The organism is Cyclobacterium sediminis (genome assembly GCF_054781075.1).
The window spans coordinates 24,563-39,783 of record NZ_BAAGVC010000018.1; the positions used below are offsets into that span (position 1 = coordinate 24,563).

The window sequence follows — 15,221 nt, forward strand, 5'->3', positions numbered from 1 at the left end:
AAATTACGCTGAACGCAAATGACATTTGGCATATCTATTGTCATATAAAATTATTAATTTACAATAAATGACACAAGTCATACCCAATATAACATACAAGAAGGTCCTTCCTATAATTTTACTTTTCCCGCTCCTGATTGGCTGTGGTTGGGAGAGACCGGAAGCTATTGAAAAAGCCTATGAAGACTTGCCGGAGGCCATAGATTTCAATTACCATGTTAAACCTATTCTTTCCGATAAATGCTTTGCTTGTCATGGTCCCGATGCTGCCAATCAGGAAGCAGATTTAAGACTTGACTTGGAAGAGTTTGCTTTTGCAGCGCTGAAAAGCAATTCAAGCCATTTTGCCATCGTCCCTGGTAAGCCAGGCAAAAGTGAGGTAGTCAACCGCATACTGACAGAAGACAAGGAGCTGATGATGCCTCCACCAGAATCAAACTTAAGTCTAAGTGTAGCAGAAATTGCCACGCTGACAAAATGGATTGAACAAGGAGCAAAATACAAACCTCATTGGTCATTTATCCCTCCTGAAACACCTAATGTTCCTGACCTAGAGAATAAAGACTGGGCCAATAATGAAATTGATCATTTTGTAGCCGCCAAGTTGAAAACTCACAAGCAAATACCTTCAAATAAGGCCAGCAAAGAAACCCTAATTCGCAGGGTGAGTTTTGACCTGACAGGTCTTCCTCCTTCCTTGGAAGAAATAGAGACCTTTGTTGAAAGTGATGACCCAAAGGCTTATGAGAAATTAGTCGACAGACTCTTGGCTTCGGCGGCCTATGGGGAACGCATGGCTGCAGACTGGATGGATGTAGCCCGGTATGCAGATTCAGATGGTTACTTGGATGACAAGCACAGGGATTTTAGCCCTTACCGGGACTGGGTCATCCGAGCTTTTAACAAAAACATGTCCTATGAGCAATTCATCACCTGGCAATTGGCCGGAGATCTTATTGAGGATCCCACGCAAGAGAGCATTTTAGCGACTGCTTTTAACCGCCTCCATAAAAAGAATTCAGAAGCAGGTATCGTTTTTGAAGAATACAGGGCAGAATATGTGGCAGATCGTACCTCCACCGTAGGCAAAGCCGTAATGGGACTGAGTATGGAATGTGCCCGTTGTCATGACCACAAGTACGATCCAATCAGTCAAAAAGAATTCTACCAACTTTCGGCCTTTTTTAACAGCACCAATGAGCTGGGAACCGCTGTTTATGGACCGGGGCAGGTTCCCGGGCCAGCCTTATTGCTTACAAATGAAGAACAAGACAAGCTACTGGAATACATAGACAGTCAAATTAAATCCAAAAAAGGGCATCTGGAAGATTTAAAGAAAGGAGCCCTTAAAACAGCACAACAAGCAACGAATGCTACTGCCTTTCTAGCAAATGTTAATAAAGACCTGTCTAAAAAACTTGTAGCTGCTTATGATTTTGATAAAATAATACCGGGGGACAAAAAAAACACCTTCACAAGTCCGGGAAAACCATCACAATCCGGATCGGTTCTGATAAAAGAGCCCGTGATCAAAGAAGGCCACAAGGGCAAAGGCGTATTCATCAATGACTTTACTACCTTAAGTCTACCGGAAAAACTTGGCTGGTTTGACCAAACCGACCCATTTTCAGTAAGTCTGTCTGTATTTCCGGATACACTTTACAATGAAGCGGTACTGTTTACCCACTGTGAAGATATTCGCTTGGGATTAAAAGGATACTCCTTATTTCTAGAGGACAACAAGCTCAATTTTATTATCGCTTACAGCTGGCCTGACAATGCCATACAGGTAAAGACGGTTGACCCCATACCGGTAAAAGAATGGACCAACCTTAGCATCACCTATGACGGACTGGGAAAAGCAGCCGGTATTGGCATCTACCTCAATGGAGAAAAGGTTCCTGTCACAGTATCTGCTGACAATATCTACAAATCCATTTTATTTAAACCCGACATTCACACCTACGGTTTCAGAGGCTTTGTCCTAGGAGTTAGAGACAAAATGAAGACCTTTTTGAATGGGGGACTGGATGAATTGAAGATATACAATCAGGAATTGAGTCCATTGGAAGTGCTCTATGAGGTCAACCCGGAAAAAGCCACCGCTTTAATTTCCAAAAACAAAGATCCCCAAGCAAGACAATTAATTGCAGATTACCTTTTCAATGCTTCCAATGAGCAGGCCAAAAAACTCAAAAATTCCTTAAAAGATTTAAGGAAAGAAAGGGCTAAAACCACTAACGACATCAAAGAGATAATGGTCATGGGAGATCTTGAAGAACCCAGACCAACATTTATTTTAGACCGAGGGATGTACAATGCACCTACAGACCAAGTGGAGCCGGGTATTCCTGAAACGGTACTACCCTATGATAAAAAATTGCCTAAAAACCGACTTGGACTCGCCAAATGGTTTTTCGATCCAAAAAATCCATTGACCGCAAGGGTTTTTATCAATAGAATCTGGCAAATGCATTTTGGAAAAGGGCTTGTTGTTACTTCAGATGATTTTGGGAATCAGGGCAGCATGCCTTCACATCCCGAACTGCTGGATTGGCTGGCAGTACAATTTCGGGAATCCGGTTGGGACATTAAGAAAATGCATAAGCTAATCGTGATGTCCGCTACTTATCAGCAATCTTCCAAATACAGTCCTGAGCTGTTAGAGAAAGATCCTGACAATTTGCTTTTGGCGAGAGGGCCGAGTTTTAGGATGACAGCAGAGATGGTGCGGGACAATGCCCTTGCCATAAGCGGTTTGCTCGTCCATAATACGAGTAGCGAAAGTGCCTACCCTTATCAGCCGGAAGGCCTTTGGGATGAAATCAGTACCAAATCCTGGAGATACAAATACTTACAGGAGCCCGGAGATGGACTTTACAGAAGAAGCCTTTACACCATTTGGAAAAGAACATCCGGCCCACCTTCTATGATGATTTTTGATGTCGGTGACAGGGCAGAATGTAAGGTAAGAAGGACAGAAACAAGCACACCTTTACAAGCTTTGGTATTGTTAAATGATCCTCAATATGTAGAAGCAGCAAGGGTGACAGCAGAAAAATTAATCAAAAAATACCAACCCAAAGAGCAACTTGCCAAGGCCTTTAAGTTAAGTACCGGCAGGCAAGCTGACGCCAATGAGTTAGAGATTATTGAACAATTTTATCAGGAGGAAGAGGACAGATTTACTCAAAATAAAGGAGATGCCATGGCTTACTTAAGTACAGGCAGTAAACCTATAGACGACACACTGGACCCGATAAGGGTCGCTTCTTTGGCAACAGTCATCAATGGCATCATGAACACTACAGACGGGTACACAATTAGATAATCGCCATGAAAGATAGAAACAACAACAAATTTGGAGAAACCAGACGTGGCTTTTTGAAAAAAACTTCACTTGGGTTTGGAGCAATGGCACTTTCTAGTCTGATGGGTAACCAATACGGCTTTGCAGACAGCCCTGACAGTTCCGGTCTTTACAAACCACAAGGACTTAGCACAGGAACCCATTTTCCGGCCAAAGCAAAACGGGTCATATACCTTTTCCAATCCGGGGGACCCTCTCAGATTGAAACTTTTGATTACAAACCATCTCTGGAAAAGTGGCATGGAAAAGAAATCCCTCCCTCTGTTCAGGGCACCCAAAGAAATTCCGGCATGGTGGCAGATCAATCTACTTTCCCATTGGTGAAATCCATTTATGATTTTAAGCAATATGGACAATCCGGAGCTTGGGTAAGTGAAATTTTCCCTCACACAGCCAAGGTGGTAGATGAGCTTTGCATTGTCAAGTCCATGATCACTGAAGCCATCAACCATGAACCTGCCGTCATGTTTATGCAGACAGGCTCTCAATTGAGCGGAAGGCCTTCAATCGGCTCTTGGCTGAGTTATGGCCTTGGAAGCGACAATGAGAATTTACCCAATTTTGTGGTTTTACTATCCAAAAGCCCCGGTTCTCAACCATTGAACTCCAATGCTTGGAGCAATGGTTTTTTGCCTTCCCACCACCAAGGCATTCAATTTCGCTCTGGAAAAGACCCGGTCTTGTACCTCAATAATCCCCACGGAGTCCATGACCATGACCGACGTCGGGCACTGGATCATATCGGTAAACTGAATGAACAACAGTTTGATTTATGGCAGGATCCGGAAATTCAGTCCAAGATCAGCCAATATGAAATGGCTTATAAAATGCAAAATTCCGTTCCGGAGGCTGTAGATACCAGTAATGAACCTGATTATATCTACGAGCTTTATGGAGAGGATGCTAGAATTCCGGGCACCTATGCCTCCAATTGTCTTCAAGCCAGAAAGCTAGCAGAGCGAGATGTTAAATTTATCCAGCTCTACCATATGGGCTGGGACCAGCATGGTAGTTTACCAAGTGGCATCAAGCGCCAGGCATTAAGCACAGATCAGGCCACCGCCGGTTTGATTCAAGACCTCAAACAAAGAGGACTTCTGGAAGACACTTTGGTAGTTTGGGGAGGAGAGTTTGGCAGAACCAGTTTTTCACAAGGAAGGCTTACCGCAACCAACTATGGCAGGGACCATCATCCCGGATGCTTTACCATGTGGATGGCAGGGGCTGGAGTAAAAAAAGGAATGGTCTATGGAGAAACCGATGAATTCAGTTATAATGTAGCCGAAAACCCGGTGCATGTTCATGACTTTCAAGCCACTTTACTACACCTATTGGGTATAGACCATGAAAAATTAACTTTTAAACATCAAGGCAGAAGATTCAGACTAACGGATGTCCACGGACAGGTAGTCAATGAACTCTTGGCATAAATACAATTCATGCATTCACGAAGAAAATTTATCCAAAAATCCATCACCGGTGGTGCAGTATTTACTGCCGGAATCCCTCTTTTCAACATCAATTCATATGCAGCGCAGCTTCAAAAGGACATGCTGGGCCATGGTGATTTCCAATACAGAATAGAAAGAGAATGGAGCAAAACCAACAGCAACAGCCATCCTGTAAATAACTGCCACGAAATGGTTTTGGACCGAAAGAACAGATTGATACTGTTGACTGACCATCCGAAAAACAATGTCCTGGTTTATGATACTTCAGGAAAAATTTTGGTCACTTGGACTTTAGGTTTTTCAGGTGCCCATGGTTTGTCGATTTCGAAAGAAGGTGGTGAAGAATTTTTGTTCATCACCGATACCGGTTTAGGAAAGGTAGTAAAATGCACCATGGACGGTAAAATCCTGATGGAATTGGATCATCCGGGCAAAATAGGAGCTTACAGCGAACAAGCCTTTTATCGGCCCACCGAAACAGCCATAGGCCCCAATGGGGATATTTATGTGGCCGACGGTTATGGTTCCCAGTTTATTTTGCAATTCGACAAGTCAGGTCAATTTATTCGCAAATTTGGCGGAGACAGTTTTCTCCAACCGGACAAATTTAAACAGGCACATGGTGTGGCCATAGATTACCGAGACCCTAGCAATCCGAGCCTACTTTGCTCTGCAAGAATAAAAAATACTTTCAAGCGCTTTACTTTAGAAGGGGAATACTTGGAAGACATTTATTTACCCGGTGCATTTATAAGCCGACCTGTTTTGGATGATGAAAATTTATACTCCGGTGTCTGTTTTGGTATGGAAAGAGACAATTATAACATGCATTTAAACAAAGGCTTTGTAACCATTTTAGACAAAGACAACAAAGTGGTTTCTAATCCCGGAGGCACCAAACCTGTTTATAAAAAAGGTAAACTTGAACTGATGTTTCAAGAAGAACCCATCTTCAAACATTGTCATGATGTGTGTTTGGACAGGGACAAAAACCTCTATGTTTGCCAATGGAATGCGGATGGTGTTTACCCCTATAAATTACACCGGGTATAATTTTACAGCTACCTTTTTCCTCTCCTTTTTGAAATTGTTGCAGGAAATGTAATTTATCTGTCCTACATTTGGGGGCAATAAGTTCTTTTATTATTTCTTTATCAACCGAAATAGGTTTTACTTAACGTGAATTAATAGGGAATCGTGTGAGAATCACGAACTGTCGCGCAACTGTAAGTAACTACAAAGGTTTTTACCCATAGCAAATCCACTGTTCTAATCTTTAGAATGGGAAGGAAGGTAAAAATGTTACAAGTCAGGAGACCTGCCTGTTTCGAATTGACAACGCTTTCGCGATCTAAAGTCTGGTGTCAGGTTGGATATTATCAACTAAAACAATTGTTTGCCATGGGATAATTGTGCCTTTTTTGATCAATTTCTACAACCAACTCCACTCCCATTTCTACAAAGCGTTTGAAATAAAGCAAAGGGCTTTTAACTCATTTTATTCATTAAAAAGTTAAAAGAACATGCAAACGCACATTCTTGGCTATCCGCGAATTGGTAGCAAACGAGAACTCAAAAAAGCCTGCGAGCAGTATTGGTCAGGCAAAATTTCCGGTACAGCATTAGAAGAGGCCGGAAAACAAATCCGTTTTCAAAATTGGAAAACCCAGCAAGAACAGGGAATAGACCTTATCCCTGTAAATGATTTCTCTTTTTATGATCAAGTGCTGGACATGTCCTTAACAGTAGGAGCCATTCCCGAAAGGTATGCAGCCCTTGTAAAAAATAAGGAGATTTCCTCTCTGGATCTTTATTTTGCCATGGCTCGAGGCTATCAAAAAGAGGGATTAGACATCACCGCCATGGAAATGACCAAATGGTTTGATACCAATTACCATTACCTGGTGCCTGAGTTTACAGTCGATCAAAGCTTCAGTAATCATTCTTCAAAGGTGGTTGAAGAATTTAAGGAGGCTAAAAAACTAGGAATCAAAGCCAAGCCGGTTCTAATAGGTCCGGTGACCTATCTCTGGCTAGGAAAAGAGAAAACCAAAGGTTTTGAAAAAATTGACCTTATTCATAAACTCCTTCCGGTATATTTGGAGATTCTTAAAGAATTGGAGGAAAATGGAGTGGATTGGGTTCAATTTGATGAACCCGTATTAGGCTTGGACCTCAATTCAAAGGAAAAAGAGGCTTTCCTTATGGTCTATAAAACCATCAGAAAAACGTTCCCCAAGCTAAAGACCTTACTGGCCACCTATTTTGAAGGATTAAATGACAATACAGCATTGGCCTTGTCCCTCCCCGTGTGTGCCCTTCATCTGGATCTGGTCAGAAACCCAGAACAACTGGATGAAGTATTGAGCCAAATCCCTGAAAATCTGAGCATTTCTTTGGGCTTCGTTGACGGCCGAAACATTTGGAAAAATGACTTTGAAAAATCGCTCAAAGCAATCAAAAAAGCCAGCCATACCCTTGGGCGAGAAAAGATCATGATTGCTCCCTCATGCTCCCTATTGCATGTTCCTTATGATTTGGAACTGGAACGTCAAGAAGACATCTTATTACCTGAGATTAAAAGGTGGATGGCTTTTGCCAAACAAAAATTGAAAGAGGTTACTTTATTGCAAGAACTCTCTTTACCCAATCCGGAAAAAAATCAGCTCTTGGCCTATGAGGACAATAAGGCCGCCATTGCTAATCGAAAAAACTCCGGCTTAATCCACAATAAAACTGTAAAACAAAGGGTAGATGCCATATCTCCATCAGACGACAAAAGGAAGAGTAAGTATGCCTCCAGAAGTATCCTTCAACAGAATTTTCTTAAACTACCCCTTTTACCTACCACCAGTATTGGGTCTTTTCCACAAACAGGAGAGGTAAGGAAATGGAGGTCTCAATTTAAGAAAGGTTTTATTGACCAGTTGACCTACCTAAATTTATTAAAAGAAGCTACTGAAAAAGTCATTCGTAAACAGGAAAAGATTGGGTTGGATGTATTGGTACATGGAGAATATGAGAGAAATGACATGGTGGAATACTTTGGAGAACAACTGGCTGGTTTTACCTTCAGTCAGTACGGCTGGGTGCAAAGTTACGGCAGTCGCTGTGTAAAACCACCGATCATTTATGGAGACATCTCACGGCCTAAACCAATGACAGTTTTCTGGTCTAAATATGCTCAATCTTTAACTAAAAGACGAGTAAAAGGCATGTTAACCGGCCCGGTTACCATCTTGCAATGGTCTTTTGTACGAAATGATCAAGACAGGGCAACCACATGTAAACAAATTGCCTTGGCCATTAGAGATGAGGTAAAAGACCTTGAAAATGCAGGAATCAACATCATACAAATTGACGAACCTGCCATAAGAGAAGGGCTTCCCTTAAGAAAATCAGCATGGAAAAGCTACCTCAAATGGGCGACTCAAGCTTTCAGGCTAACTTCTTCAGGCGTAAGTGATGCCACGCAAATTCACACCCATATGTGTTATTCGGAATTCAATGACATCATGCCGAGCATTGCCGCCATGGATGCAGATGTGATTACCATCGAATGTTCTCGGTCTCAAATGGAACTATTGGATGCATTTGCAGATTTTAAGTATCCCAATGAAATAGGCCCCGGCGTCTATGACATCCATTCACCAAGAGTACCTAGCCAAAAGGAAATGGTACAATTGATAAAAAAGGCTCAGGATGTAATTCCCACAGCTAAACTTTGGGTAAACCCGGATTGTGGGCTTAAAACCAGACAATGGGAGGAAACTGAAAAGGCACTAAAACTTATGGTTGAAGCTGCCAAAGAATTAAGAGAAATAGAGAAAATTTCCAATGATTTAACTTAAATGAATTTAAATCCGGGTTAGGTAATCAAATTTCACCTAATCCGGGTTTACTTTTATTGCTCCTGAGGAGAACTCAATTGCTGGTGAAGCAATTCATCTTCCATCATTCTTCGCTCAATTTCCTCTGCATAGGTCCTTCCGGGTTTAAATCCATACTGGGTATAAGCTTTCGCTGCCCATTCCTTGGCCAAAAATAAATCGCCAAGCACTTCTTGCCCCAAAGCAATATTGTAACACAGCTTACCATAGGTTTTTTCGTCAGCAGGAAGCGATAAGCCCTCTTCCCAACTTTGGATGGCATTCCCCCATTTATCTACCTCTGCATAGCGTGCGCCTTTTTCTAAGGAGGTGCTTTTCTTTGATTTAGCATAGAAAGTACGGTTTATATCAAGGTACATGGGCGCAATTCTTCGGACATAGGCTGCACCTGCCATCTGTCCAACATACCTGGTAGCCTGAGCTTTTTCTATAAGCAAGGCCATTGCCTGTGTCTTGGTCTCAGCCTCGGCAGACCAAAGGTTATTTTTCACCAGATCATCCTGATCCAAAATTGACCCACTCTCAGGATCATACAACCTAAACCCTACCTGTACAGTAGCCACCCCTTCCACCAAAATCCCGGGAACTTCTATGGTGCGGGCCTCTTCCTCTTTGCCTATTTTCTTTTTTATCGTGATCTTTTTATCTGTTAGGACAAAATCAGAACTGAATTTCTCCAAAGTCAATACAGCATCTGTCTGGTAACGCCTACAAAGAGCCCGCACCATTTCACGATCCAGGGGTTTGGGGAATGTCTGCGAAAATAAACCGCCTGTCAACCGCTCATTAGCCCTTACAATTTTATACCTAGGGGAGGTGCTTAACTCTTGCTGCACTGAAGCCAAGGTTCCATCTATAGCATTCTTCACTTCAAAGGGCATTTCACCTGTAAGAATTCCTTCGATAATGGCCACCCCTTGGCTTTCAGGTTTGGTCCTATCCACAATGAGTAAACGCTGAATATGGTTTGGCACATTAATTTCTGCAGGCATCAACCTAGTCAATGATACATTTTTAGTACATGAAACCATCACTAGCAGAGTGAAAATAATAGATATGCTTTGGGGTGGATTTAAATGTAGAAACTTCATAAGGCAAGAGCGGTTATTTTGCAATTTAAGGCGAATAAGCAAATCTAATGCCCAACCTTAAGCAAAAAAAGGACTTTTCTTTCGAAAAATCCTTTTTCCTGAAAAATTGTATTCATTATTTACCATGGTTTGCCGGTACCTTGAATGACCCAAGGTTTTGACCATGCACTATTGGCACCATCCACCTCCGAAAAGTTGGTCGTCTCCAAGCGACTCATGGCTGCTTCTGAATTGGCTCCATTTAAATTGCGCTCTTCTACCATATAATAAAAACGAACAGGTATCGCAGCTCTTATGGTAAAAGGCCCGGCCTCCAATTCAGGATAGCCTGTTCTTCGGTAATCAAACCAAGACTCAGCAGCGGCTGTCCAGGAAGCAATCCATTTTTGCTCAATTATTTGTTTTACCGTACCATCAAACATTACATTTTCTTGTTGAAGATAAGCTTCCGCTTGATCAGATAAGCCCCAAGTGGTAAAAGAGGCTTGGATTGCATTATTGTAATAGTCTTCAGCGGTTCCTCCAACAGCCCAACCTTTCAATGCTGCTTCAGCCAAAATGAAATTAACTTCGGCAGCAGTAATTAGTCTGGCTTTTAACAATGGTCCATTTGGTTCTCTATACCGGTCATTCAACCATGAAACATGTGGATTAAATGATGCTTGGTTGGCATCCGGACTTAGGTTATAAACTTGTGCCCCTGCTATCCCGGGAGGTATCCCTACATAATCCTGGTTTTGACTGATGTCTTCTAAGGCAACATTTCTGGTTTCCAACACATCCGGAGAAAGGTATCTTTTTCCATCTTGTATTACATCAGTTCCTTCAGGCAAACTTGCATCCACCACCAAAGGGATTTCAACAGGATTGGCCCAAACCCCAAGTCTAGGGTCATTTTTTGCCCGCATGGCTTCAACCAGTGTTTCGCACATTTTTAATCGCCTATAATTACTCGCATCCACATCAAATTTGGTATTATTAGGCCAGCTACTTGCTTCACTCTCGGTATTAAAAGACATATCAGCATCATCCCCGGCACTGGTAATAATAGGATAGGTCGCCGGATCCGCCAGTATAGTTTCAATTCCTTGCTTAGCAAAATCAGGCAACTTCTCTGACAATCTCATATAAAATCTAAGTCGGAGCGAATTGGCCATTTTTTGCCATTTGCTTGGGTCTCCATTAAAATATACGTCTGCGCTTTCTACGGAGCTATTGTAAGCAGATTGAGGTTTGGACAACAATTGATTTGCCATTTCTAATTCATCCAGAATGCCTCGATAAATGGATTCCTGGGTGTCATATACAGGAAAAGTACCCTCAGGAGTACCTTCGGCACCTTTTAGCGCTTCTGTATAAGGAGCATCTCCCCACAGGTCTGTGATCAGTCCAAACATCATTCCTCGAATCACCAAAGTGACTCCTTGATGAAGTTCTTGATCCAGTTCTACAGCCCTTTCGTATACGAATTGATTATTCCTTAGAATAGCATAATATCCTGACCAACTGTTGCTCCGATTCCAATCATAGGAATTATGGGAACCCGACCAGCCATCTTTTTGTGTATGCTGCATTACACCTGCTATATTCTGATAGCCAAGGTTAAGAACAGACTTACCTGCCTCTGTCAGCACAGTTGAGAGCACTAGGTTGGGATTGGCCGATTCAGGACTCGCACCGTTTGGGTTAATATTCATCTCTATGAGATCTTCCTTACAGGAAAATGTACACAGCAATAAAAGCGCCCAACCGAAAATTAATTTATTTTTGATAATCATAGTAATTTCGTTTATCAGTTGAAAACTAACAATTAAAAAGTAGCATTTATTTTAAACCCAATTGGCATCACCCATGGCATCACATTCCATCGTTCTATCCCTTGCTTGAATTGAGTCCCTGCTTGCGTGCCTGAAGATGGTTGAAAGGCCATTTCCGGATCAATGTTAATTTTTGCTGCTGTCCAGAGAATAATATTTCGGCTGTAAACAGAAAAACTAAGGTTTTGCATTTTTAGGGAATTGGCAAAAGTTTTTGGCACATCATAACCAAAAGAAACCTCTCTTAATTTCACAAAAGATGCATCATATAAGAATGCCCTAGCAAAACTCCAGGCGGTACTTCCTGCATAAGGCAAGGTTAAAGTTCCTCCCGGCTCGCCAATATTTTCACCTAGGTTTTCGGCATATGCGGTAGGGTTGCCATTGTCATCAAATTCTGTGGCATACACTCCCGGTATGAAAACTCCCCCATGCGGTAAAGTAAATGGTCCATAAGTGAATGGATAACTGCCATATTCAGGAGTCGGCCCCCCTACTAGTGGGAAATTGTTGCCATTGATCAAAACCATGGATTCCTTGTTGTCGACAAGATAATTCTTCAATGCTTCTCCTTCCAATTCTCCCGGATTGATCAGCTTATCCAAGAATACTGATGACCTGCCATGCTCCTCACCGAATCGGTAAGTTTGGGACACAAAGTCACCTCCACTTCTCCAATCAAAGGTCAAGTTCAAATGAAAGTTCTTGTAAGACAATGAAGTTTGCATACCCAATACAAAATCCGGATTGAAATTACCTATTTTATTTCTTGAACTTACCGCATCTATGCTTTGCCATTTGCCGGTTTGATCCAAAATCGGATAACCAAAATAGGGTGATTCCGGATCTTTAACAGTTACCACCTCAGCATCATAAATATCCCCAATCTCTTCTCCCACATAGGTCCATGAGCCACCTCTGGCATCTTCCCATAAGGTGTAATAGGGCATATTATCAGCCAGTTCAATAATTTTGGTCCTGTTACGGGTAAGATTCAGATTGACTGACCAGTCCCAATTGTTATTTCGGATAATATCGGATCCAAGCGTCAACTCTACACCTTCACTTTGTAACAAGCCTGCATTGATTCTTTTTGATGTATAACCTGTGGATGGCGGTAAATCAATACCCAGAATTTGATTTTCATTCTGTACTTTATAGTAAGTTCCGCTAAACCTTAACCGATCATTAAAAAAATTCAAATCAATTCCACCCTCATAAGACGTGGCAATCTCAGGTTTTAAGGTAGGGTTCAGCAAACCACTTCGTAAGGAAAGTCTAGGTATATCACCCCATGCACCTGCATTATACAGGGTCCCCAATAGCTGATAAGGGTTGGCATCATTCCCTACTGATGCATAGCCACCTCTCAATTTTACCAAACTGAAAGGCTCAGGTAATTCCAGCATTTCACTGACCAATACACTTAAAGCAGCAGATGGGTAGAAGTATGGGTCTGCATCCGGCAAAGTGCTCGACCAGTCATTTCTGGCTGTCAGATCCAAGTAAAGCATATCCTTATAAGAGAAGTTAGCCAATCCATAAATACTATGGATCCCTCTTTCAAAACTACTATTGCCATATTCAATATTGGCAGGAGCAATATTGCTTAGTGTAAACACGCCAGGGGTGATCAGGCCTACGCCGGACTTGGTTCCTGCAAATAAGTTACTACCATTTTGATACCTAATGTTTCCACCACCCGAAAGGGTAATACCAAAATCATTAATATCCTTATTATAAGTTAGTAGGAAATCTGCGTTGGTCTCCAGGCCATGAAGCTCTGTAATACCATAGGCACCTTCCGGTTCCTGACTGTAACTCCTGCCTATTTTACTTTCTCTGGTTTCATTGTATAAGTCCAAGGAATACCGGGCAAAGAAGTTCAAGGATGGAGAAATCTGCCAATCCGCTTTTACATTTCCAAAAACCCTGTCTCTTTTAAAGCTATTGTTCACTTCATAGGCAAGGAAATATGGATTATTTGTCGATCTCACATCATACGCCGCATCCATGGTTTTTTGTTCCAATCCCTCTTGTCCCGGAAGCCAATAATCCTCCAGATCCAGAATATTAACATGTGGAGAGGTTTCATAAGCCCACTGTAAAGGGTTGGTTCCACGTTCTCCCGCAGGTCTATTATTGGAATTGTTTCGGCTAACATCAATATTGGTACTGATATTCAACTTATCATTTACCTTAATATTGGAATTAATATTCAAGGTATTCCTGAACAAGTCTGAATTGGGTATAATACCTTTATTTCGCATATTGGAATAAGAGATCCTATAGTTCATGGCATCATTGCTGTTGGCAATTGAAAAACTATTGGAAGAGGTAATACCTGTTTGTACAAAATTTTGTGCATTGTTAGGGTAGGAAACCAAAGGCATCGCTATGGGGTTTCCATTTTCATCCAAGGGGCTGTTCCATTGCACCTGCTCATAGCCTTTGTCCAACTCTGCCCCAAAGGCAGCATTTACGTTTTCTTGAACCAAGCTGCCAAAAGGATTGGTCAATGGATTACCACTAACATCTACAGGAATCGCAGAATACTGTCCTGCACCAAATTTACTGTGCCATTTAAGAAATTTATAAGGCACATCAAAAACAGTATTGGTACTTACATTGACTGTTAATCGGTCTACATTACCTCCTTTGGTGGTAATAAGTACCACTCCATTTCCTGCTCTGGACCCATAAAGAGCTGCGGCACTTGGTCCTTTCAGTATAGATATATCTGCAATATCATCAGGGTTAAGCCCCGAAATCGCGTTTCCATAATCGACCCTGTTTTCAGAGCCAACCGACGAGACATTATTTAGCGTATTGGCAATCGGGACACCATCCACTACAAATAATGGCTGGTTATCAGTACTCAGCGAAGTGGCTCCTCTAATAACCATGCTTACGGAAGAACCCGTACCGCCGGTTGTACTGATGGTAGCACCGGCCACCTTACCGGCCATGGCATTCAGGAAGCTTTCTTGCGCCACTCTGGTCATTTCTTCTCCTTCCACACGTTCGATGGAATAACCTAAAGAAATTTCCTCCCTCTTTATTCCGAGAGCAGTGACTACCACTTCATTCATTTCAGAAGCGTCTTCTGAAAGTGAAACATTGATTACAGATCGATTACCTACCACTTCATTTACCGGTTCAAAACCAATGAAGGAAAAAACCAATACCGAATTGTTGTCGGGCACAGTTATGGAGTACTCTCCATTGACATCTGTGGCTGTGCCTGTCTGACCTCCCTGAAGCAATACATTTACTCCGGGAATTCCTAGGCCATCTCCCGTGGAGGTGACCTTACCTGTGACCCTTCTGCTTTGGGCCAACGCATCTGGAACCATGGATCCTATCAGGAAACACAGTATAATTAAATGATACCAGTTATTGAATTTAGTAAACCTCTTCACCATAAATTATTTTTATAGTTTATGCTTTTTTTTAATTATACTAAAATACTGCAAAACATACTACTCAAACCTAATATATATTGGCAATTAAACTTCATATCAAAAGGTCAAGCAATATGCTAAACACAATTACATATTTCTATTTTGTTATAAGATTATTAACTGATTATTTATTCTGAC

General features: G+C 41.8%; 7 protein-coding genes and 1 riboswitch. Of the genes, 4 read left to right on the forward strand and 3 right to left on the reverse strand.

What is annotated here, in order from left to right:
- Nucleotides 1-67: 67 nt before the first annotated feature.
- The 4 genes from ACYVHJ_RS15590 (at nucleotide 68) to metE (ending at nucleotide 8,672) form a co-directional block, all read left to right on the forward strand.
- Nucleotides 68-3,331, forward strand: a complete 3,264-nt coding sequence (locus tag ACYVHJ_RS15590; protein ID WP_460516381.1) for a DUF1553 domain-containing protein — start codon at nucleotides 68-70, stop codon at nucleotides 3,329-3,331.
- Between the two features lie 5 nt (nucleotides 3,332-3,336).
- Nucleotides 3,337-4,800, forward strand: coding sequence for a DUF1501 domain-containing protein (locus tag ACYVHJ_RS15595; protein WP_460516384.1), 1,464 nt, complete (start codon nucleotides 3,337-3,339; stop codon nucleotides 4,798-4,800).
- A gap of 9 nt (nucleotides 4,801-4,809) precedes the next feature.
- The gene (locus ACYVHJ_RS15600) at nucleotides 4,810-5,874 is read left to right on the forward strand and encodes an NHL repeat-containing protein (RefSeq protein ID WP_460516387.1); all 1,065 of its coding nucleotides are present in this window, start codon (nucleotides 4,810-4,812) and stop codon (nucleotides 5,872-5,874) included.
- 95 nt (nucleotides 5,875-5,969) lie between these two features.
- Nucleotides 5,970-6,161, forward strand: a riboswitch (cobalamin riboswitch).
- Nucleotides 6,162-6,344: 183 nt separating this feature from the next.
- Nucleotides 6,345-8,672 carry a 5-methyltetrahydropteroyltriglutamate--homocysteine S-methyltransferase gene (gene metE, locus ACYVHJ_RS15605; protein WP_460516390.1) on the forward strand — a complete coding sequence of 776 codons (2,328 nt, stop codon included), beginning with the start codon at nucleotides 6,345-6,347 and terminating at the stop codon, nucleotides 8,670-8,672.
- 53 nt (nucleotides 8,673-8,725) lie between these two features.
- On the opposite strand, the gene ACYVHJ_RS15610 is transcribed toward metE, so the two are convergent.
- From ACYVHJ_RS15610 to ACYVHJ_RS15620, 3 genes are all read right to left on the reverse strand, one after another.
- The gene (locus ACYVHJ_RS15610; RefSeq protein WP_460516393.1) at nucleotides 8,726-9,802 is read right to left on the reverse strand and encodes a DUF6340 family protein; all 1,077 of its coding nucleotides are present in this window, start codon (nucleotides 9,800-9,802) and stop codon (nucleotides 8,726-8,728) included.
- Nucleotides 9,803-9,921: 119 nt separating this feature from the next.
- Nucleotides 9,922-11,580, reverse strand: coding sequence for a SusD/RagB family nutrient-binding outer membrane lipoprotein (locus tag ACYVHJ_RS15615; RefSeq protein ID WP_460516396.1), 1,659 nt, complete (start codon nucleotides 11,578-11,580; stop codon nucleotides 9,922-9,924).
- A 32-nt stretch (nucleotides 11,581-11,612) separates the two neighbouring features.
- The gene (locus ACYVHJ_RS15620; RefSeq protein ID WP_460516399.1) at nucleotides 11,613-15,044 is read right to left on the reverse strand and encodes a SusC/RagA family TonB-linked outer membrane protein; all 3,432 of its coding nucleotides are present in this window, start codon (nucleotides 15,042-15,044) and stop codon (nucleotides 11,613-11,615) included.
- Nucleotides 15,045-15,221 lie beyond the last annotated feature (177 nt).